This window comes from Flavimaribacter sediminis, from assembly GCF_019492055.1.
Classification (GTDB): Bacteria; Pseudomonadota; Alphaproteobacteria; order Rhizobiales; family Rhizobiaceae; genus Flavimaribacter; species Flavimaribacter sediminis.
In genome coordinates this window covers 1,225,575-1,246,222 of the sequence record NZ_JAICBX010000002.1, presented here as the reverse complement: position 1 = coordinate 1,246,222, position 20,648 = coordinate 1,225,575, and the positions used below count along the sequence as shown (strand labels likewise).

Genomic DNA, 20,648 nt, shown 5'->3' with positions numbered 1-20,648 from the left:
TGGATTTCCGATTCGTCGCCCGGCGAATCACGCGTCACGGTGATTATGCGTCTGCGACGGTGCGCATACAAGCCGCCTCAGACCGTCTCCCAGCCATCGTGCTCCGCCGCCCGGTAGACGGCGTCGATAAGCTTCTGGTTCAGCTTCGAGTTTTCGAGCGAAAACAGCGCCTCTCCGCTGCCGCCGATAGCCCGAACGAAAGTTTCGACCTGGTTGCGATATTGCTGGACGCCCGAAAATCGAAACACTTCCGCGCCGGTATGATCCTGATTGTGCAGCGTGACGACGGCGTGGCCATAAGTGCCGGCGTTGAATGGCGCATGGACTTCTATCGCGCCCTCTTCACCATGGAACACCATATGCTGACGAAGCGCCATCTGCGTTGAACAGTAGAAATCCAGATTGAAATCACCGAAATCGGCCGAGACGTTGGCGTAGACATCGGTTCCAAAGCTTGGATCGCGCGTGACGGTGGACCGCACGCGCACCGGTTCCATGCCCGTCGCGATGCGCGTGGAAACGGTCGGATAGACACCGATGTCCGGCAAGCCGCCGCCGCCGAGCGCTACCTGGTTGCGCATATTCGACGGATCGGTGTTGTAGTAGGCGAACGCCCCCTGCACCTGTCGTAATGCGCCAATGGCGCCGTCGGCGATCAGACTCTGCACCTTGGTCCATTGCGGGTGGTAAAAGACCATGAAAGACTCAGAGATCATGACGCCCAACCGGTCGCGCGCTTCAACCAGCTTGTCGATCTCGTCGGCGTGCAACGAGATCGGCTTTTCGCACAGCACGTGCTTGCCGGCTTCCGCGGCCCTGAGGCTCCACTCGATATGCTGGCTCGTCGGCAGCGGAATATAAACGCCGTCAACAAGGTCGGAATCGAGCAGCGCCTGGTAAGAGCCGAAGGCGTGCTTGGCGCCGATCCGGTCGGCAAGCGCCCTTGCCCTCGCTTCGTCGCGGCTTGCAATCGCAGAGACGACGCCGTTGTCAGAATCCTGAATGGCCGGCATCACATGCTCGCGCGCAATCTTAGCCGTCGACAATATACCCCATCGAAACATGACGCGTTCCTCCCGTATTTGTCAGCCTCGCAGCACGGCGCCCGTCTTCGACTTGACGTTGTCAATGATCTTGTCGGCGATGGCGTCGATTTCCGCTTCCGTCAGCGTGCGTTCCCGTGGCTGGATTTCGACCTCGATGGCGATCGACTTGGCGCCCTCGCCGATCGATGCGCCCTCGAACACGTCGAACAGGTTCACGGCCGTGATCATCTTTCGGTCGGCTGCCTCGGCCGCCTTGAGAATTTCGCCGGACGCGACGGTTTTGTCCACAACGAACGCGAAATCGCGATGCACGGTCTGGAACGCCGACAGATCGAGCGGCGGTTTGGTGCGGGTCGCCTTGCGCTTGGGTTCAGGCAGAGCGTCGACAAGTATCTCGAATCCGCACACCGGGCCGGAAACGCCCATTGCGTCCAGCGTCTTCGGATGGAATTCACCGAAGGCGCCGAGCGTCATTTTCGGGCCGAGCTTGATAACGCCGGAGCGGCCGGGATGATACCATGCGGGCGCGCCTCGCTCGACCTGCAGGTTGCCGACGGGCGCGCCGCAGGCTTCAAGGGCCGCCATTGCGTCTGCTTTTGCGTCGAAGGCATCGACGGCGGACGTCGTCTTGCGCCAGTGCCTTCCGGCGCCTTCCATGCCGGCCGAACCGGTCCGCAAGCCCGCCGCGGCCCTGTGCTGTTCGCCGGACGCATCGCCCTTGTAGATGTCGGAAACTTCAAACAGGGCGATGTCGCCATGTCCCCGGTCGGCGTTGCGCCGCGCCCCGGCAAGCAATCCGGGCAGCAAGGACGGGCGCATGTCCGACATTTCCGCCGAAATCGGATTGGCGAGTTTCAGTTCGGCCTGGCCGCCGCCAAACAGGGCGGCCTCCTGCACCGAGATGAAGGACCAGTTGACGGCTTCCATCATGCCGCGGCCGGCCAGCGCGCGTTTCACCTTGCGGGTCCGGATCTGCAGCGTCGTCAGGATCCGCGTATTCACGCTGCCGGTGCGCGGCAGGGCTTCTGCTTCGATCATGTTGATGCCGTGAATGCGCATCACCTCTTCGACGAGGTCGGCCTTTCCGTCGATGTCGGGGCGCCATGTGGGCGCCGCGACGTCCAAGACGTCACCTTCGCCCTGGCTCTCGAAGCCAAGCTTGCCGAGGATCGAAATCGATTCCGACTGCGGAATGTCGAGACCCGTCAGCCGCTTTATCTCGGAAACCGGGAACCGGATAATCTTGCGTTCCGGTTCACTGTATCCCGCCACAATGGGTTTCGACGGGTTTCCGCCGCACATTTCAAGGACAAGGCGTGTTGCAAGCTCCATGCCCTCCACCATATAGGCCGGATCGACGCCGCGTTCGAAGCGATACCGAGCATCGGTAATAATGCCGAGATCACGGCCAGTGCGGGCGATGTTCATCGGGTCCCACAGAGCCGATTCAATCAGCACTTCGGTCGTGTTCTCGTCGCAGCCGGTCACCTCGCCCCCGACGATGCCGGCGATGGATTCCACGCCATTGTCGTCCGCGATCACGCAGACATCGTCATTGACCTCGTACTTGCCGCCGTCCAGGGCTTCTACCGTCTCGCCCTCGCGGCCGCGCCGGACAACGAGGTCGCCCTTGACCTTCGCTCTGTCGAATACGTGAAGCGGACGACCGCGGTCGAACGTGACGTAGTTTGTAATGTCCACCAGCGCATTGATCGGCCGCAGTCCGATGGCCTTCAGGCGCTGCTGCATCCAGCGCGGGCTCGGACCGTTTTTGACGCCGCTGACGCCGCGCAGCGCAAATCCGAGACACAACGCATCAGTATCGCCGAAATCAAGTGTAACATTCACCGGACAGGGTCCTTCCCCGCCCGCCGGCGGCGTATCGCCGTCCTTGAGCACGCCGAGACCCGCCGCCGCAAGGTCGCGGGCAATGCCGCGCACGCCTGTGCAATCCGGCCGGTTGGGGGTCAGGCCAATCTCCAGAACGGGATCGTCGAGGCCGGCGAATGAGGCGAAGCTCGAACCGATCTCGACATCGCTGTCGAGGTCGATAATGCCGTCATGCTCGTTCGACATCTGCAGCTCGCGCTCCGAGCACATCATGCCGTGGCTTTCAACGCCCCGGATCTTGCCGACGGACAAGGTCAGATCGATCCCGGGCACATAGGTTCCGGGCGGCGCGAAGGCGCCGACGAGGCCAGCCCGGGCGTTGGGCGCGCCGCACACAACCTGCACCGGCGAGCCCGAACCGGTTTCGACGGTAAGAACCTGCAGCCGGTCTGCGTCCGGGTGTTGACGGGCCTCGATCACGCGGGCCACGACGAACGGGCTCAGGGCCTTGCGGTCATCGACATGCTCGACCTCGAGGCCAATCATGGTCAGCGTTTCGACGATCTGTTCGAGCGTCGCGTCCGTTTCGAGATGGTCCTTGAGCCAGGAAAGGGTGAATTTCATCGGACTGTCCGTAATACGTTCAAAAGGTCAAAGGCGGGATCAGCTGGAAAGGCCGGAAAACAGCGTCGGCATGTCCAGCGGCCGGAAGCCGTAATGCGACATCCAGCGGACATCGGCGTCGAAAAAGTCGCGCAGATCCGGCATGCCGTATTTGAGCATTGCAAGCCGGTCGATGCCGATCCCCCAGGCGAACCCCTGGTAGACGTCCGGATCAAGGCCGACATTGCGAAGCACGTTCGGATTGACCATGCCGCAACCGAGGATCTCCATCCAGTCGTCGCCTTGCCCGAAGCGTATTTCCGAGCCGGAGCGATCGCATTGAATGTCAAGTTCGAGGCTCGGCTCCGTGAAGGGGAAGTAGGAAGGCCGGAACCGCATGTTCAGCGACGGCACCTCGAAGAACTCGGCGCAGAATTCCTGCAGCACCCATTTCAGATTCGCGACGTTCGAAGCCGTGTCGATCACAAGACCCTCAAGCTGATGGAACATCGGCGAGTGCGTGGCGTCGCTGTCGCAGCGATAGGTCTTGCCCGGGATGACGATCCGGATCGGCGGAGCCTGCTTCTCCATCGTGTGGATCTGGACCGGAGACGTATGGGTGCGCAGAACCTTTCTCTCGCCCTTTTCGTCGGGGTTGAAAAAGAACGTGTCGTGCATCTCGCGCGCCGGATGGCCTTCGGGAAAATTCAGCGCCGTGAAATTGTAATAGTCGGTTTCGATGTCCGGACCTTCGGCGATCGAGAAGCCCATATCGGCGAAGATCGCCGTCACTTCGTCCACCACTTGCGAGATCGGATGGATACGGCCGGCTTCGAGCGGCGACTGGCGCACCGGAAGCGTTATATCGATGGTTTCTTTTGCAATCCGATCCTCGATCGCCCTTTCGTGCAATTCCTGCTTGCGCGCGCCGATGGCGTCAGCGATGCGGACTTTCATTCCGTTGATCGCCGGGCCCATCACCTTGCGCTCGTCCGCCGACATGCCGCCGAGCGTCTTCAGTTTCTCCGAGACTGTGCCTTTCTTGCCGAGTGCGCCGACACGGACCGTTTCGATCGCCTGCTCGCTGTCGGCCGCGGCGATGTCGGCGAGGATGGTCCGTTCGAGTTCTTCCAGGTCACTCATTGTCGTGTATCCGTTGAACTTGTCTGTCTGTGGCCGGATCAATAATCCGGAATTGCGAAAACCAAATAAAAACCCGCGCCAGCCCTGCCAGCGCGGGTTTCCCTGATGTCCATGAGATGCTTCGGGAAAACGCTGGCTTAGCCGACAGCGCTTTCAAAAGCGTTCGGAGTGGTGTCCTTGAGATATTCCAGCGCCGACTTGGAGCTTGCGACCAGCGCGCCGAAAGCTTCCGGCTGGTTGATGGCCATGTCGGAAAGAACCTTGCGGTCGACTTCGATGCCCGCCTTGTTCAGACCGTCGATGAAACGCCCATAGGTCAGTCCGTGCTCGCGCACGGCTGCGTTGATGCGCTGGATCCAAAGCGCACGGAAATTGCGCTTGCGGACCTTTCGGTCGCGATAGGCGTATTGTTTCGAGCGGTCGACAGCGGCCTTGGCTGTGCGGATGGTGTTCTTGCGGCGGCCGTAGAAACCTTTGGCCTGGGCGAGAACCTTCTTGTGTTTGGCGTGGGACGTTGTGCCCCTTTTGACACGTGCCATGATGTGATCTCCTGGTTCCGGGCTTTAGAGGCTGTTCGGCATGAACTTCTTGACGATGCGGGCGTCCGGTTCGGAAAGAACCATCGTGCCGCGCGCGTCGCGGATGAACTTGTTGGACCGCTTAATCATGCCGTGGCGCTTGCCGGCGGCCGCAGATTTGACCTTGCCCGATGCGGTGATCTTGAATCGCTTCTTGCAGGAAGACTTCGTCTTCATCTTGGGCATTTTGCTTCTCCGTTCTTTTCGGGCCAGCCAATCGGCGTCGCCCTGTTGTTTTGATACCCGTGTCGCCCGCGCGGCGTTGCGCTCTAGGGCCGGTCGCAAACCGAAACGATTCCTTGCGGAAAGGTTGATGTCTGCGCCTGTAGGGTGTTTTGCATTCAGAACCGACACGGCATGCCCTGCCGGCCGGTTCGGACGCGGCCTTATAACGACAGAAAACCGCCCGCGCAAGCCTCCGCGGGCCATTTGCCGTTATTGGTTTTCCGATGCAGATAGCTCGGCGGTTAGCGGGGAGCCAGCACCATCATCATCTGGCGGCCTTCCAGTTTCGGTTCGGCTTCCACTTTCGCAATATCGATCGTGTCGTCCTTCACCTTCTGGAGAAGCTGCATACCAAGCTGCTGGTGAGCCATTTCGCGGCCCCTGAAACGCAAGGTGACCTTCACCTTGTCGCCGCTTTCGAAAAAGCGGTTCATGGCCTTCATCTTCACGTCGTAATCGTGCGTGTCGATGTTCGGGCGCATCTTGATTTCCTTGACCTCGACCGTCTTCTGCTTTTTGCGGGCCTCGGCGGCCTTCTTCTGGTTCTGATATTTCAGCTTGCCGAGATCGAGGATCTTGCACACCGGAGGTGTGGCGTTCGGCGAGATTTCGACGAGGTCAAGCCCGGATTCCGTTGCGGCGGAACGCGCTTCCTCAATATCCACTTCGCCTCTGTTGTTTCCTTCTGAATCAATGAGTTGTACCCGGGGAGCCCGGATATCATCGTTGGCACGCGGACCCGTATTGGTTGTCGGCGGTGCTCTGAATGGTCTGCGAATGGTCGTAGTCTCCCATACTGTTGCGTTTTTGGTTCGGCAGGTTGTTGAATTTTCCCACCCGCCTCCCGCGAGTTGCGGCACTTTCAACATCACCTGAATTAAGTCAATAGCACGGTCGCGACAAAAAATCACCAACCCTTCGCGGTTCGGTGTTTACGGCGCGGCGATGAACCTGCACCAATGGCCGGCGATCAGCTTTCAGGAGGACGGCGCAATGACGCAATTACAAATGGCGACGGTCGGACAGGATGACAAGGCGCGGCGCATTGCAGTGCGTTATCGCGCCTCGGGGAACGAGGCGGCAAAGGCTCCGGGCCTTGTCTGGCTTGGCGGCTACCGGTCCGACATGACGGGAACCAAGGCCGTGGAGCTTGATCGTTTCGCCGAACTGCATGGCATGTCCTGTTTGCGCTTCGATTACTCCGGCCATGGCGAATCCGGCGGCGCTTTCATCGACGGCACGATATCGCGCTGGCTGGAGGAGAGCCTCGCCGTCTTTGACGCGTTTACGCGCGGGCCGCAGCTGCTCGTTGGCTCCTCGATGGGGGGCTGGATCGCGATCCGGATGCTTCAGGAGCTGCGCAAAACCGGCCAGGCGGAACGTGTGAGCGGCCTTCTGCTGCTGGCGCCGGCGCCCGATTTCACCAGCGCCCTGCACGAACCGCTGCTGACAGACGCACAGAAGCAGGCGCTCGAAACACAGGGATATTTCGAGGAGCCGACGCCCTATGGGCCGGAGCCGAACGTTTATACCCGGGCGCTTTTCGAGGACGGCGCGAGCAATTCGGTGCTCACGGGCATCATAGAGACGGGCTGCCCGGTTCATATCATTCAGGGGATGGAGGATCCCGACGTTCCCTATGAACATGCGCTCAGGCTGGTGGACCATCTGCCGGGTGAGGATGTGGTGCTGACGCTGGTTCGCGACGGAGATCATCGCCTGTCCCGGCCTCAGGACATTGCCCGCATGTTGAAAACTGTTGCGGCGATGACACGCAGATGACGTAAAACTTCCCGCTGTTAACTTTTACGGTAACCATAACCGGAAGTTTCCAATGCTTAAGATTGACTTAATAGCCGTGTCTCCCTTTAACTGTTCATTAACGATGTTCGCGGGGGTACGGGGACCGGTCGTTTATGGGACGTTTTTTCTTGCATGCAATGGTTGTCGGCCTGGCTGTTATTGCAAACGTGACGCCAACGGCGCTGGCGGCGCAACTCGCCAATCCGCACGGATATTCATCGATGCTGGAAGGCGGGATGACCTCTCAGCCGATTGGCCATTACGAGTTCTGCCGTCTTCACCGCGAGGAATGCGGTCGCACGGAGGCTGAAAAGTCGCCGCCCCGGGTCACCGCCTATGGCTGGTCCGTCGTTCGGGAAATCAACACGGCCGTCAACTATTCCGTTATGCCGATGACGGATCAGGAAATCCACGGCCGGGAAGAAGTCTGGTCCTATCCGGGGGCCTTTGGCGATTGCGAGGATTACGTCCTGCAGAAGCGCGCCATGCTGATGAAGCGCGGCTTTCCGGCCTCGGACCTCCTGATTACGGTGGTTCGCAAGCGCAATGGCGAAGGTCACGCAGTGCTGACGCTGAGAACGGCCGAAGGAGACTATGTGCTCGACAATCTCGATGACGAAGTGCGTCTTTGGATCGACACGCCCTACACCTACCTCAAGCGCCAGGCCAGCTTCCACGCGGGCCGCTGGGTCAGCATTGAGAATGGCGACGAACTGATGGTGGGATCGATTCCCAACTGATTTCTGCTAAGGTCGGCGGATAACCATCAGTCTGAAGAAGCGCCGCCGTCTGGCGGCCTGCTTCCATTTCTATCGGAGACAGTGATGAAATACAAAAAGCTGGGTCGCAGCGACCTGAGCGTGAGCGAAATTTGCCTTGGGTCGATGACATGGGGCTCGCAGAACAGCGAGGCCGAAGGTCATGAACAGCTTGATTACGGTGTCGATCAGGGAATCAACTTCATCGACACCGCCGAAATGTATCCGACCACGCCGCGCCTGGCCGAAACGACCGGTCGCACGGAAGAGATCATTGGCGCATGGCTCAAGGGCCGGCCGGACCGGGACCGCCTGGTTGTCGCCACAAAGGTGACCGGCGAAGGCAATCGCGATGTCCGGAACGGACGCCGCGTCGACGGGGCGACTGTCAGGGAGGCGCTTGAAGACAGTCTGAAACGCCTGCAAACGGATTACATTGATCTCTACCAGCTTCACTGGCCCAATCGCGGCTCCTATCATTTCCGCAAGCACTGGACTTACAATCCGCGTACGCTGAACGTCGGCGACATGGATCAGGAGGTCGCCGATATTCTGGGCGAGGTCGCGCGGCTTACGGAAGAAGGCAAGCTGCGCGCGTTCGGCCTGTCCAACGAGAGCGCCTGGGGCGTGATGAAGTTCATCGAAGCGAGCAACCGCCATGGTCTGCCGCGCATCGCTTCAATCCAGAATGAATACAACCTGCTTACCCGTCTGTTCGATCTCGATCTTGCCGAAGTCAGCGTGCTCGAGGATGTGACGCTCCTTGCCTGGTCTCCCCTGGCGGCTGGATGTCTCTCCGGCAAATACGCAGACGGATCGAAGCCGGCCGGATCGCGCATGACAATCCAGGAAAACCTGAACGGGCGCTATCACGAAGTTTCGAAAGCGGCGATTGCGCGCTATCTCGACGTCGCCGCCCGCCACGGGCTTGATCCTGCGCAGATGGCGATCGCTTTTTGCCTTTCCCGCCCTTTTCCGACAATTCCCATCATTGGCGCGACGTCCATGCAACAGTTGAAGATCGATATCGACTCCGCGGACACCGTCCTTTCCGACGCGGTTCTTGACGGGATTCAGTCAATATATCGTGATCAGCCCCGGCCGATCTGACTCCGCAAAGGCCTTAATTTCGCTTTTCTGCTGGTCGAAGCGCGCATTTGCACTATCATGATGGGCAAGGCGGCCGGCCGGCCGGAAGCCGGTCCCCAATTCGGAGAAAAGATGAGCTGGTTCAAGCAGTCCCTGCTTCTGATTTGTCTGTTGCTTGTTGCGCTTGTCGCCTGGGCCAGACTGGATGCATCGGCCGCCGGCAAACTGACAAACTTCGGAGTGCCGCAATCGATCGTCGCCCTGATTTCCGGCGGCGGAGACGGGCAGGTCGCAAAGGCGGATAGCGGCGCGCGGCGCCGCGGCGCCGGTCAGCCCAGCCCGGTCATCACCTCAACGGTCGGTAACGCGGCCATCAATGACAGAATCAGCGCGATCGGAGATGGCGAAGCCGTCCGGTCAGTGAAAGTGGTGCCGCGCTCCGAAGGCATCCTTGAAGCGGTTCTGGTTCTTCCGGGCGACAAGGTCGAGGCGGGCGACCTGCTGGCCGAACTGGATTCCGACACCGAGTCCATAGCCAGAGATCAGGCGAAGCTGGCGTTCGAAGTCGCTGACGAAAAGGTCAAACGCTACGAACAGCTCGTGACCGCCCGCGCCGCAAGCCAGGTTCAGCTGATCGACGCACGGATCGAGCGCGACAACGCCGAACTTGATCTGCGCGAGGCCGAACTGGCGCTGAGACGGCGCTCGGTCATCGCGCCGATCGACGGAATTGTCGGTTTCATCGAGGCGGAAACCGGGGACTATGTCACCCAACAGACCGAGATAGTCACAATTGACGACCGGTCATCCATTCTTCTCGATTTCTGGGTTCCGGAGCGATTCAGCCTGCAGATACGGCAGAACCAGCCGGTCGAGGTCACCGCGATTGCCCTGCCTGGCGTTCGCATCGAGGGCAAGGTCAGTACGGTCGGCAGCCGCGTCGACAGGGCGAGCCGCACGATCCAGGTGCGCGCCATTCTTGAAAACGAGGATGATCGCATGCGGCCCGGCATGTCGTTTCGTGTGGTCCTCAAATTCCCGGGCGAGACATTCCCGGCGGTCGATCCGCTGGCCGTGCAGTGGAGTTCTTCGGGTCCCTATGTCTGGAAGGTGAAGGACGGCAAGTCCGATCGCGTTCCGGTGTCGATCCTGCAGCGCAACGCTGACTACGTGCTGGTGTCCGGCGACGTCGCGGAAGGCGACGAGGTCGTGACGGAGGGTCTGCAGAGCCTGCGACCGGGGTCCGACCTGGAAATCACCCGAAACACCGGCTCGCCCGTTTTCAGAGGCTCCTAGGTGGACAAGAGCGAGAACGAGAAGAAAACAGACAGCGGCGGTTTTACCGCGCTGTTCGTGCGACGGCCGGTGCTTGCTTCCGTCATCAATCTTCTCATTCTCGTCGGAGGCGTCGCCGCGCTGTTTGGCGTCGAAATCCGGGAATTGCCGGAGGTCGACAGTCCTGTTGTTACTGTCAGGACCGACTATAGCGGCGCTGCTCCGGAAACCATCGACAGGGAAATCACCGCGCGCATCGAAGGCGCCGCCGGACGCGTGCCCGGCGTTCGCTCGATCTCGTCCACATCCTCGCTTGGCCGCAGCCGGGTGACCGTGGAGTTTAACGAATCCGTCGACATCAATGTCGCCGCCAACGATTTGAAAGACGCGATCAGCCGCATTTCGAGAGACCTGCCGGACGATATCGACGAAGTGCGCGTCATCAAGGCGGACGACAACGCCCAGGCGGTGATGCGGATTGCCGTGACGTCGGACGCGCTTACGGTCCAGGACATGACAATCCTGGTCGAGGACGACGTGCTTGACCGTTTGACGGCTATTCCGGGCGTCGCCGACGTCTATGTCTATGGCGATCGCGACAAGATCTTCCGCATCGACGTCGATCCGAACCGGCTCGCAAGCCGCGGCCTGACGGTCGGCGACCTGGCGTCGGCTTTGAATTCGGCTGCCTTCGACGCGCCGGCCGGTTCGCTCACGAGTTCCAGCCAGGACATCGTCGTGCGCGCCTCCGCCGCGATCGACTCGACCGAGGAATTCGATGCGACCATGCTGTCCGACAAGACCAAGCTGTCGGATGTGGCGGTTATCTCCTACGGTCCTGATCCCGGCGATTCAACCCTGCGTGCCAATGGCAGGGCGGGCATAGGGCTTGGCGTGGTGCGTCAGGCCGGATCGAATACGCTGGAAATTTCCACGGCCGTGCGGGCCGCCGTCGACGAGATCAGGGACGTCCTCCCGCCAGACGTCGATATCCGCGTTACCAGCGACGACGCGACCTTCATCAGCGCCTCGATCGAGGAAGTGGTCAAGTCGCTGCTGCTGGCGATACTCATCGTCATCGCCGTCATCTACCTCTTCCTTCTCAATGTGCGGGCGACCATCATCCCGGCGATCACCCTGCCCGTGGCGCTGATTGGCGCGGTCGCCGGCATCTGGCTCGCCGGACTTTCGATCAATATCCTGACCCTGCTGGCCCTTGTTTTGGCCACAGGAATGGTCGTCGACGACGCCATCGTCGTCCTCGAGAACATCGTCACCCAGCGCAATCGCGGCCTTGGTCCCAGAGCCGCGGCGGTGGTCGGCGCGCGCCAGGTGTTTTTCGCTGTCATCACCACGACCGCAACATTGGCGGCCGTCTTCGTGCCAATATCGTTTCTGCCGGGCAAGACAGGCGGCCTCTTCCGCGAATTCGGCTTCGTGCTGACGATCGCCGTGCTGATCTCTTCCATCGTTGCGCTGTCGCTTTGTCCAATGCTTGCTTCAAGACTACTCAAGGCCGTGGATCCGCGAGACGCCGAAAAGCGGGAGGCGCCCGGCCCGATCGCCCGCTTCGGCGCATTCTGCGCGAATATCTACGCAAAGATGCTCGGCGCCTGCCTGCGAATGCCGATTGTCGTCATCGGCGTCGCCGTGCTGCTCGCGGCAATCGCCTATCCGGTCTTCACAGGCCTCAGGCAGGAGCTGACGCCGCCTGAAGACCGGTCGATCGTGATCCTGTCGATCACCGCGCCACAAGGCGTCAGCCTTGACTACACCTCGTCGCGCCTCAAGCAGATCGAAGCCCTCGTCAAACCGCTGCAGGACAGCGGCGAGGCGCTCAACGTGTTCTCGCTGGCGGGCCGCGGCGGCAAGGCGAACAACGCCTTTCTGGTCATGACCCTCGCCCCCTGGGAGGAGCGCAAGCGCAGCCAGCAGGAGATCGCCAACGAGGTCAATGGCCTGCTGGGGCAGGTGCCAGGTTTGCGCGCCTTCACCATTCAGCCCAACAGTCTGGGCATACGCGGCGCCGGATCCGGATTGCAGTTCGCCATCGCCGGCGACGATTACGACCAATTGGCCAAAACCGCGGAAGCCGTCATTCGCGACATGGAAGACGATCCGCGCTTCAGCCGCGTCCGGCTCTCCTACGAGACCAACCAGCAGCAATTGCTGATCTCCGTGGATCGCGAGCGCGCCGCGATGCTCGACATCGACATTGACGGACTTGCGCCCGTAATTCAGGCGATGCTCGACGGACGTAGCATCGGAACGGTTTTCGTCAAGGATCGCGCCGTTGAGATCAAGGTGATTTCGACTGGAAACCCGATCAACGACCCGACGGATCTCGAAAACATCTTCCTCAAGACCGGCGACGGCCGCACGGTGCCGATGTCGGCGATTTCAAGTCTCGAGGAAATGGCCGTGGCGCCGGAGCTCGGCCGTGAGCAGAAGATGCGCTCGGTGTCGATCACGGCCAGCCTCGATCCGGATTTTTCACTCGGCGACGCACTGACCGCAGCCGAAAGCATCGCCGCGCCGCATCTGGAAACCGGCATGCGCGTGATACCACTGGCTGAAGCGGCGACGCTCAACGAGACGTCCGGCAATATCGGACGGACCTTCCTGTTCGCGATCATCGTCGTCCTGCTGGTGCTTGCGGCCCAGTTCGAAAGCTTCATAAGCGCGCTGATCATCATGTTCACGGTGCCGCTCGGGCTTGCCTGCGCGGTGTTCGCCATGTGGTTCACGGGCACCAGCCTTAATGTCTACAGCCAGATTGGTCTCGTTTTGCTGGTCGGGATCATGGCCAAGAATGGTATTCTGATCGTCGAATTCGCCAACCAGCTTCGCGACGAGGGCCGGTCGGTGCGGGACGCGATCGAAGAAGCCGCGATCCGCCGGCTGCGACCGGTGATGATGACCATGATCTCCACTGTGCTCGGCGGTCTGCCGCTGGTGCTGGCCGTCGGCGCCGGCGCCGAAGCGCGCGTGTCGCTGGGCTGGGTGATCGTCGGCGGTCTGGGCCTGGCCACGGCCGCCACGCTGTTCTTGACGCCTGTCGCCTATCTTGTCTTCGCCAGGTTCACCAAGACAAAGGCGCACGAAACCGAACGCCTCAACCGCGAGCTGGAAAGCGCGGGCGTTTGAAACTCTTAATGTTCGGCTTTGTCGAGTGCTTCGGTCGGATCGCCGGTCAGCTGCGCTTTCAGGAACGCGGTGGTTTCGGGGATGGCGATGCGGAAATCGTTCAGCGCCTCGATTTGGCAGTCGAGCCCGTCCGCCGCGCAATCAAGCAGGTGGCCGCCTTTCGACCTGTCGTCGGATATGAAATGAATGTGCCAGCCCGCGATATTGACTGTCTTGGCGTAGGCCGGCGTCCAGAAGCCGATCAGCGCGCCCGAAACGCCCTCATAGGCGAACACGCTCTGATGCTCCGCAGCAACCGACAGTGACTGGCCAACAGGCGTTTTAGAGACGGAGCGCGTTTGAATTCTCGAAAACCTTCCATCGAGCCTGACAGCGAAAAAGTGATTGTCGGAGTCGCGTAAAGCGTCGAGTTGTTCTTCGAGCCCAGCCATCGTTTTAAATCGCGCGATCCGCGCTGATTGCCGGGGCTCGAAATGCGTGACCACAGCGAAAGGGGTCATTGTCTCGTCAGCTGCTTCGTTCACCGTTCCATCCCCGGCGACGCGGAAATAGCGTCCGCCCAGCGCGACCATTTCGCCGTCGAAGCCGGTGAACGTGCCGATCCCGAAATCGCCATGGTCCTTCAGCGTGGCGATCGACACCGCGTCACCCGACACGCCCTCGATCAGAGCGCCGGAGGTCGAAACCTGGAACAGCGTGCCGTGGTCAAGCTGAAGCGCGTCGGCAAGAGTCCGGGCGATGGCGTGGTCAGGCGTTTCTCCACTTTTCGCGCAGTGCTCCTGAAGAGCATCGAGGATCGATTGCGGAATATCGACGACAAGCTGTGGCATGGTCGTGGCCTCTTCGAATACATGCGACCGCACCGTCGCACAGGAATGGATGCGCGACAATTGTCGCTCGTTCCCGGCGCCATTACGCAGTGCCGATCGCGAGTCCCGCGGCGAAGACCAGCGCGCCACCGAGAACGACCTGGAAGATCGCCCGCGACCAGGGCGTTTCCATGAACCGGTGCTGGATCCAGCTGATCGCCCACAATTCGAAGAACACCAGCACGATGGCGATCGCCGTCGCCGTGTAGAAATGCGGGATCAAATAGGGCAGCGCATGGCCGAGGCCTCCCAGTGTGGTCATGATTCCGGTCGCAAAACCCCGCTTGATCGGCGCGCCGCGTCCCGAAATGACGCCGTCGTCGGACGCTACCTCCGTAAAGCCCATGGAGATGCCGGCGCCCACCGACGCGGCGAGGCCGACGAGGAAGGTCTGCCAGGTGTCGCCAGTCGCAAAGGCTGCGGCGAAAATCGGCGCCAGCGTCGAGACCGAGCCGTCCATCAATCCGGCGAGGCCGGGCTGGATATAGGTCAGGATCATCTGCCGGCGTTCGTGCTGGGATTCCTTCTCGCGCACATCTTCCGGCGCGTGTTCCGCGACCAGCCGCTCGGCCTGCGTTCCGTGCTTTTCCTCTTCCTGCGCCAGATCGCCCAGCAGTTTGCGGGTCGCCGCGTCCTGCGTGCGCTTCGCCGCTTCCCGGTAGAACCGGGCGGCCTGGGCCTCCATCCGCTCCGCCTCGCTGCGGATGGCGTCGATGGACAGCGTCTTTGCCAGCCAGAGCGGCCGGCGCTCGTAATAGCCGCGCACATGGTCGCGGCGGATCAACAGGATGCGTTCGCCGAAGCGCTTGCGATAGAGATCGATGAGGCGCCGGCGATGTCCGTCCTCTTCCGCCGCCATCTCCTCGAAGATTGCAGCCGAACCGGGATAGTTCTCGCGCAGGAAATCGGCATAGGCGAGGTAGATGCGCCCGTCATCCTCTTCCGACGAGATGGCGAGCGCCAGGATTTCCTGTTCGCTCAAGCTTGAAAAGTCGCGGCGAAGAGCGCCGGTCAGCCTGCTCAGCATAATTCGAATTCCTGATTTAGAATAATTCTAAAATACGAATTGTGAGGTCTGCGTCAAGCGCCTGCGACAGGCCACGCCAAAAGCAACTCACTTGAAATATTGACGCAGGCGTCATTTAGTGTGCGCCATGACCGGGAGTTCCGCCGCCATTGCCAAGGACACGTTGCTGGATCGTCTCGGCCGGATGGTCGCGGCGCGGCTGCAGAGCGAGACGTCGGGCTATCAGCCCTATACGCCCTCCGATCCCGAAACACTGGAGCGGTCGCTGGTTCCAGGCGACGTGCTGCTGATTGAAGGCAACCAGAAGATTTCGGCCGCGATCAAGTATCTGACCCAGTCGACGTGGTCCCATTCGGCGATCTTCGTTGGAGATGAACTGCCGGCGCCCAGGGAGGGCGGCGACCGGCCGCAGCTCATCGAGGTCAATCTCGGTGAAGGCTGCGTGGCCGTACCCCTCGCCAAATACGAGACCTACAATACCCGGATCTGCCGGCCCGTGGGACTGACGGGCGACGACCGGCGCGCCGTCCTGTCCTTCATGATCTCAAAACTCGGCCTGAAATACGATACCCGCAACGTTATCGACATGCTGCGCTATTTCCTGCCGACGCCGCCGGTTCCGGTGCGCTGGCGCCGCCGTATGCTGTCGCTTGGCTCCGGCGATCCGACGCGCGCGATTTGCTCTTCTCTGATTGCGCAGGCGTTCCAGTCCATCCAGTATCCCATTCTGCCGGAGATTACCCGCGTCAAGGGGCAGGCGTCTGCCGCCTCCGCCTATTCGCAGCAGGAAATCCTTCATATCCGGCATCATTCCCTCTACGCCCCGCGCGATTTCGACCTGTCGCCCTATTTCAGGATCGTGAAACCAACGCTGCAACATGGTTTCGATTACAAGAACCTGCATTGGGAGCCGAATGACAGCAATGGCGAAACGACGCAGATTGCGGACAGTCGGAAGAAAGCGGCATCCGGGGAGGAATCATGAGACGGGAACGAGTCCCGCCTCCCGCAGAGCTGCCCGGTGGCTGCGACTGACCGGCAGCACGGCCCCGCCGACCGTTTCGACCAGCAAGCGGTCGCCTTCGCGGCGGATGCGGCCGACTGCGGAAAGCGCCACCCAGTGCGAGCGGTGGATGCGCAGTCCTTCGACCGGCGCGGTCTCCGCGATGGCGTCGCCAAGCCGCATCAGGACGAGGTAGCTCCCCTTGTCGGTCACCACCTCGACGTAGTGATCCTGCACGGTCAGGTATTGCAGTTTGCCGCGCAACTCCACCGGCAGGCGCTTCATGAGGCGCGCGCCGGCGGGTATCGGTGATGTCGGATCATCGGGCTTTTCAGTCACGTCACGCTGGACCCAGGCAAGGACGGCAGAAATGCACAAGCTGATCAAGCAGCCATAAAAGACAAGCCTTGTTAGTCCGAGGCCGGTTTCGGTAACCGTGAAACCCGCGACGACGTTGATTGCCAGAACGCAGAGCGCAATCGGAATTCCGCCGATAAGACCGGCAATTGCATAGGCCGGCACCACCTCCAGCCGCTTCAGCGGCGTGTGTTCGCGCATCAGCCGCCCGCTCAGGAGCCCCACCGCATATGTGACGATCGTCACCGCGAGCCAGTAGAGGATGCGCGGCAAAGGCCTCAGCGCCTCATAGGTGCCGAATGGACCGGCGAGGCCGAAGATCGCTCCCGCCACGAGCAGCACCGTGAGCGTGCGCGGAGACGAAAGCGACCGCCACCATTCGCGAAGCGTGAGTTGCAAGGTGTTGTCGGCCACGAATTATCCCGGTCTTTCGCGTAACGAGACGTGTGTGGCGAATAGTAGTGGTCCATCTCGGCATTGCAACGGGCGTTTCGCATCGCCTGTCAAAGGAGGTTGCCGATCATGACACTTGCGCCGCTCGCCGAGGCCTCGCTCGCTATCCAGATCCATGTCGCCGCGGCCGTTTTCGCTTTCGGGCTGGGGATGGTCATCCTATTCCGCCGCAAGGGAACGTCCACCCATCGAATCTCGGGCTATGCCTGGGTGATTCTGATGCTGGTGACGGCCTTTTCTTCCTTTGCGATCCACGAACTGCGCGTCTGGGGCGAATGGAGTCCGATCCATTTGCTTTCCATTGCCACGATCGTCAGCCTGGGCTGGGGCGTGTGGCTTGCCCGGAACGGACGGATACAGGGCCATCTCAACACGATGCGGGTGACCTTCGCGGGCGCACTGGTGATTGCCGGATTGTTCAGTTTCATGCCCGGCCGCATCATGCATGCAGTACTGTTTTCAGCGGACAATTCTCTCATCGTCCGCGTAGTGGCAGGGACGCCTTTCTGGGTATGGCCGCTGCTGGCCGGTCTCATCCTTCTCGGAATTCTGCGCAGCCGTGACCGGGTCGTGCCCCGCTGGCGCCTCTACACCTTGCCGATTTCCATCCTTCTGCTTTCCTTGACAGGCCTTGTTCGTTCTTCGGAAACATCGCTCGTCGCAGGCACCATGGCCCTGGGCTTGGCGCCTGGCCTTGTGGCCGGATTCCTGGTGTCGCGAACTGACGAAATACGGTTCGTTGCCGGGAAAGCAGCGGTTGGTGGCGAATGGCTGTCGCTCGTCCTGCTGCTTTGTGTATTCGCACTCCAATATGCAAACGGACTGGTGTCCGCGATGATGCCGCAACTGGCGGCGGATACGGCATGGATCGTCTCGCGTGCGGCCGCAAGCGCGTTCCTTTCGGGCCTCGTCATCGGCCGTAGCTTGGGATGGCACAGGGCGCTGCTGCAGGCTGAATGACACATCGAAGAATGCCGGGTGCGCCTTACGAATTGGCTTTTCAGGCGCGCGGGAAATGACTATAGGGCAGTTCCATGACTGCACCGAACCGCACTCCGCTTTCCCGTATCCGCAATTTTTCGATCGTGGCGCATATCGACCACGGCAAATCGACGGTCGCCGACCGTTTGATCCAGATGACCGGCGGCGTCGCCGAGCGCGAAATGTCGGACCAGTTGCTCGACAGCATGGATATCGAGCGCGAGCGCGGCATCACCATCAAGGCGCAGACTGTGCGCCTGCACTATCGCGCGCGCGATGGCGAAGACTATGTGCTGAACCTCATGGACACGCCGGGCCATGTCGACTTCGCCTACGAGGTCTCGCGCTGCCTGTCGGCTTGCGAGGGCTCGCTTCTGGTGGTCGACGCAAGCCAGGGCGTCGAGGCCCAGACGCTCGCCAATGTCTATCAGGCGATCGACAACGACCACGAGATCGTCACCGTGCTCAACAAGATCGACCTGCCGGCCGCCGATCCCGAGCGTGTCAAGGCGCAGATCGAAGAGGTGATAGGGCTCGATGCGTCCGACGCCGTCGAGATTTCCGCCAAGACCGGCCAGGGCATGCCGGAAGTGCTGGAAGCGATCGTGACCCGGCTCCCGCCGCCGAAGGAAGGCGATTCCGACGCCCCGCTGAAGGCGCTGCTGGTTGATAGCTGGTATGACGCCTATCTCGGCGTCATCGTGCTGGTGCGGGTTATCGATGGCGAGCTGAAAAAAGGCCAGACCATCCGGATGATGGGCACGGGCGCCCGCTATCCTGTCGACCGGGTCGGAGTCATGACGCCGAAAATGGCCGCGGTCGAGGCGCTGGGCCCCGGCGAGATCGGTTTCATCACCGCGTCCATCAAGGAGGTGGCCGACACCCGCGTCGGCGACACCATCACCGAGGACAAGCGGCCGACGCCGAAGATGCTGCCGGGCTTCAAGCCGGCGCAGCCAGTCGTTTTCTGCGGTCTTTTTCCGGTCGACGCCGCCGATTTCGAGGATCTGCGCTCCGCCATGGGCAAGCTGAGATTGAATGACGCCAGTTTCTCCTTCGAGATGGAGTCTTCCGCGGCGCTCGGTTTCGGCTTTCGCTGTGGCTTCCTTGGCCTGCTGCATCTGGAGATCATCCAGGAGCGGCTGGAGCGCGAATTCGATCTGGATCTGATCGCGACCGCGCCATCCGTGGTCTACGAACTCGTCATGACCGACGGGTCGAAGCGCGAATTGCATAATCCCGCCGATATGCCTGACGTCGTCAAGATCGCGGAAATTCACGAGCCGTGGATCCGCGCGACGGTTCTCACGCCGGACGAGCATCTGGGCGCGATCCTCAAGCTCTGCCAGGACCGCCGCGGAATCCAGGTGGAAATGACCTATGTCGGCAGCCGGGCGATGCTGACCTACGACTTGCCGCTCAACGAAGTCGTCTTCGATTTCTACGACCGGCTGAAGTCGATATCGCGCGGTTACGCCTCCTTCGACTACCAGATCACCGATTACCGGCCGGGCAATCTCGTCAAGATGTCGATCCTGGTGAATGGCGAGCCGGTGGACGCGCTGTCCATGCTGGTGCATCGCAGCGCCGCGGAGAAGCGCGGTCGCGACATGTGCGAGCGGCTGAAGGAACTGATCCCGCGCCATATGTTCAAGATTCCGGTGCAGGCGGCGATCGGCGGAACAGTGATCGCCCGCGAGACGATCGCGGCCCTGCGCAAGGACGTCACGGCGAAATGCTATGGCGGCGACGCCACCCGCAAGCGCAAGCTTCTGGAAAAGCAGAAAGCCGGCAAGAAGCGTATGCGTCAGTTCGGCAAGGTGGAGATTCCGCAGGAAGCTTTCATCGCCGCGCTGAAGATGAAGGATAACTGACGCCGATTCGGCCGGAAACGCAAATCCCCGCCACGGGGAAGCATGGCGGGGATGCTCGAAGCGCGGCCGCGCACGCGTCGGCGGTGCGTCCTGAGAGGTGCGCGCGGCCTCGTATCAGCCTATTGGGCGAGCGCTTCGAACTCGGTTGAAGTCAGAATTCCGTCGCCATTGGCGTCGGCTGCCGAATATTCGTATAAATCGCCGATAGAACACGAAGTCTGGCGATCAGAAAGTCCCGATCGTGCGAGGCGGCCCTGAGCGTGCCCGCAGCGCGATCGACTGTCGGCATCAGATCGCTGGCCTTCGGCGATGGCCACAACCCGATCAGCACGATCCAGAAGGCCACAATACCGACGGGCATTTCCTTGACCCAGAAATAGGCGGCCTCGACGCCGTCGGCGGCGCCGCTGCAACGAGAACCGCGGCGGAAAATAAGGTGAATCGTATCGACTGGATGATCCTCAGTCGCTGCAGTTGTGCACGAAGATCAGTCATGGGCGCAAGCTCCGCCTTGCGCCGGAACGGCGGTGTAGCTTCGATAAAGGACACGGGCATGGCCAATTTGTGGGTTTCATGTTTTCCGGCAG

Annotated in this window: 18 protein-coding genes; 8 read left to right on the top strand and 10 right to left on the bottom strand. The window is 61.1% G+C overall.

What is annotated here, in order from left to right; genetic code table 11:
- Positions 1-77 precede the first annotated feature (77 nt).
- From K1W69_RS14060 to infC, 6 genes are all read right to left on the bottom strand, one after another.
- Entirely contained in the window at positions 78-1,064 is a 987-nt protein-coding gene (locus K1W69_RS14060; protein WP_220228951.1) for a Gfo/Idh/MocA family protein, read from the bottom strand.
- Between the two features lie 21 nt (positions 1,065-1,085).
- Positions 1,086-3,500, bottom strand: a complete 2,415-nt coding sequence (gene pheT / locus K1W69_RS14055) for a phenylalanine--tRNA ligase subunit beta (RefSeq protein WP_220228950.1) — start codon at positions 3,498-3,500, stop codon at positions 1,086-1,088.
- 39 nt (positions 3,501-3,539) lie between these two features.
- Positions 3,540-4,622, bottom strand: a complete 1,083-nt coding sequence (gene pheS / locus K1W69_RS14050; RefSeq protein ID WP_220228949.1) for a phenylalanine--tRNA ligase subunit alpha — start codon at positions 4,620-4,622, stop codon at positions 3,540-3,542.
- 137 nt (positions 4,623-4,759) lie between these two features.
- The gene (gene rplT, locus K1W69_RS14045) at positions 4,760-5,161 is read right to left on the bottom strand and encodes a 50S ribosomal protein L20 (RefSeq protein ID WP_220228948.1); all 402 of its coding nucleotides are present in this window, start codon (positions 5,159-5,161) and stop codon (positions 4,760-4,762) included.
- A gap of 24 nt (positions 5,162-5,185) precedes the next feature.
- Complete coding sequence (rpmI, locus tag K1W69_RS14040) at positions 5,186-5,386, bottom strand: 50S ribosomal protein L35 (RefSeq protein WP_220228947.1); 201 nt, start codon at positions 5,384-5,386, stop codon at positions 5,186-5,188.
- A 281-nt stretch (positions 5,387-5,667) separates the two neighbouring features.
- Positions 5,668-6,204: a translation initiation factor IF-3 gene (gene infC, locus K1W69_RS14035; protein WP_220229353.1), complete on the bottom strand. Its 537-nt coding sequence runs from the start codon at positions 6,202-6,204 to the stop codon at positions 5,668-5,670.
- A gap of 214 nt (positions 6,205-6,418) precedes the next feature.
- Between infC and K1W69_RS14030 the strand changes: the two genes are divergently transcribed.
- The 5 genes from K1W69_RS14030 to K1W69_RS14010 all read left to right on the top strand — a co-directional run bounded on the left by K1W69_RS14030 (position 6,419) and on the right by K1W69_RS14010 (position 13,497).
- Positions 6,419-7,207: an alpha/beta hydrolase gene (locus tag K1W69_RS14030; protein ID WP_220228946.1), complete on the top strand. Its 789-nt coding sequence runs from the start codon at positions 6,419-6,421 to the stop codon at positions 7,205-7,207.
- Between the two features lie 134 nt (positions 7,208-7,341).
- Positions 7,342-7,968, top strand: coding sequence for a transglutaminase-like cysteine peptidase (locus tag K1W69_RS14025; protein WP_370688242.1), 627 nt, complete (start codon positions 7,342-7,344; stop codon positions 7,966-7,968).
- Positions 7,969-8,052: 84 nt separating this feature from the next.
- Positions 8,053-9,096 carry an aldo/keto reductase gene (locus tag K1W69_RS14020; RefSeq protein WP_220228945.1) on the top strand — a complete coding sequence of 348 codons (1,044 nt, stop codon included), beginning with the start codon at positions 8,053-8,055 and terminating at the stop codon, positions 9,094-9,096.
- Positions 9,097-9,207: 111 nt separating this feature from the next.
- Positions 9,208-10,371 carry an efflux RND transporter periplasmic adaptor subunit gene (locus tag K1W69_RS14015; RefSeq protein WP_220228944.1) on the top strand — a complete coding sequence of 388 codons (1,164 nt, stop codon included), beginning with the start codon at positions 9,208-9,210 and terminating at the stop codon, positions 10,369-10,371.
- Positions 10,372-13,497: an efflux RND transporter permease subunit gene (locus K1W69_RS14010; protein WP_220228943.1), complete on the top strand. Its 3,126-nt coding sequence runs from the start codon at positions 10,372-10,374 to the stop codon at positions 13,495-13,497.
- Positions 13,498-13,502: 5 nt separating this feature from the next.
- On the opposite strand, the gene budA is transcribed toward K1W69_RS14010, so the two are convergent.
- Both budA and mbfA read right to left on the bottom strand, forming a co-directional pair.
- On the bottom strand, positions 13,503-14,327 hold the full coding sequence (budA, locus tag K1W69_RS14005; protein WP_220228942.1) for an acetolactate decarboxylase: 825 nt from the start codon (positions 14,325-14,327) through the stop codon (positions 13,503-13,505).
- A gap of 82 nt (positions 14,328-14,409) precedes the next feature.
- The gene (mbfA, locus tag K1W69_RS14000) at positions 14,410-15,393 is read right to left on the bottom strand and encodes an iron exporter MbfA (RefSeq protein ID WP_220228941.1); all 984 of its coding nucleotides are present in this window, start codon (positions 15,391-15,393) and stop codon (positions 14,410-14,412) included.
- Positions 15,394-15,520: 127 nt separating this feature from the next.
- Between mbfA and K1W69_RS13995 the strand changes: the two genes are divergently transcribed.
- Positions 15,521-16,378, top strand: a complete 858-nt coding sequence (locus K1W69_RS13995; protein ID WP_220228940.1) for a C40 family peptidase — start codon at positions 15,521-15,523, stop codon at positions 16,376-16,378.
- On the opposite strand, the gene K1W69_RS27475 is transcribed toward K1W69_RS13995, so the two are convergent.
- The gene (locus K1W69_RS27475; protein ID WP_220228939.1) at positions 16,373-17,167 is read right to left on the bottom strand and encodes a LytTR family DNA-binding domain-containing protein; all 795 of its coding nucleotides are present in this window, start codon (positions 17,165-17,167) and stop codon (positions 16,373-16,375) included. The two genes, K1W69_RS13995 and K1W69_RS27475, sit on opposite strands and share 6 nt — an antisense overlap.
- A gap of 108 nt (positions 17,168-17,275) precedes the next feature.
- Between K1W69_RS27475 and K1W69_RS27320 the strand changes: the two genes are divergently transcribed.
- Both K1W69_RS27320 and lepA read left to right on the top strand, forming a co-directional pair.
- Entirely contained in the window at positions 17,276-18,166 is an 891-nt protein-coding gene (locus tag K1W69_RS27320) for a DUF2306 domain-containing protein (protein ID WP_220228938.1), read from the top strand.
- A 74-nt stretch (positions 18,167-18,240) separates the two neighbouring features.
- Positions 18,241-20,061, top strand: coding sequence for a translation elongation factor 4 (lepA, locus tag K1W69_RS13980; RefSeq protein WP_220228937.1), 1,821 nt, complete (start codon positions 18,241-18,243; stop codon positions 20,059-20,061).
- 151 nt (positions 20,062-20,212) lie between these two features.
- Here the strand turns inward: lepA and K1W69_RS13975 are convergent, their stop codons facing one another.
- Positions 20,213-20,422 carry a hypothetical protein gene (locus tag K1W69_RS13975; RefSeq protein ID WP_220228936.1) on the bottom strand — a complete coding sequence of 70 codons (210 nt, stop codon included), beginning with the start codon at positions 20,420-20,422 and terminating at the stop codon, positions 20,213-20,215.
- Between the last annotated feature and the right edge of the window lie 226 nt (positions 20,423-20,648).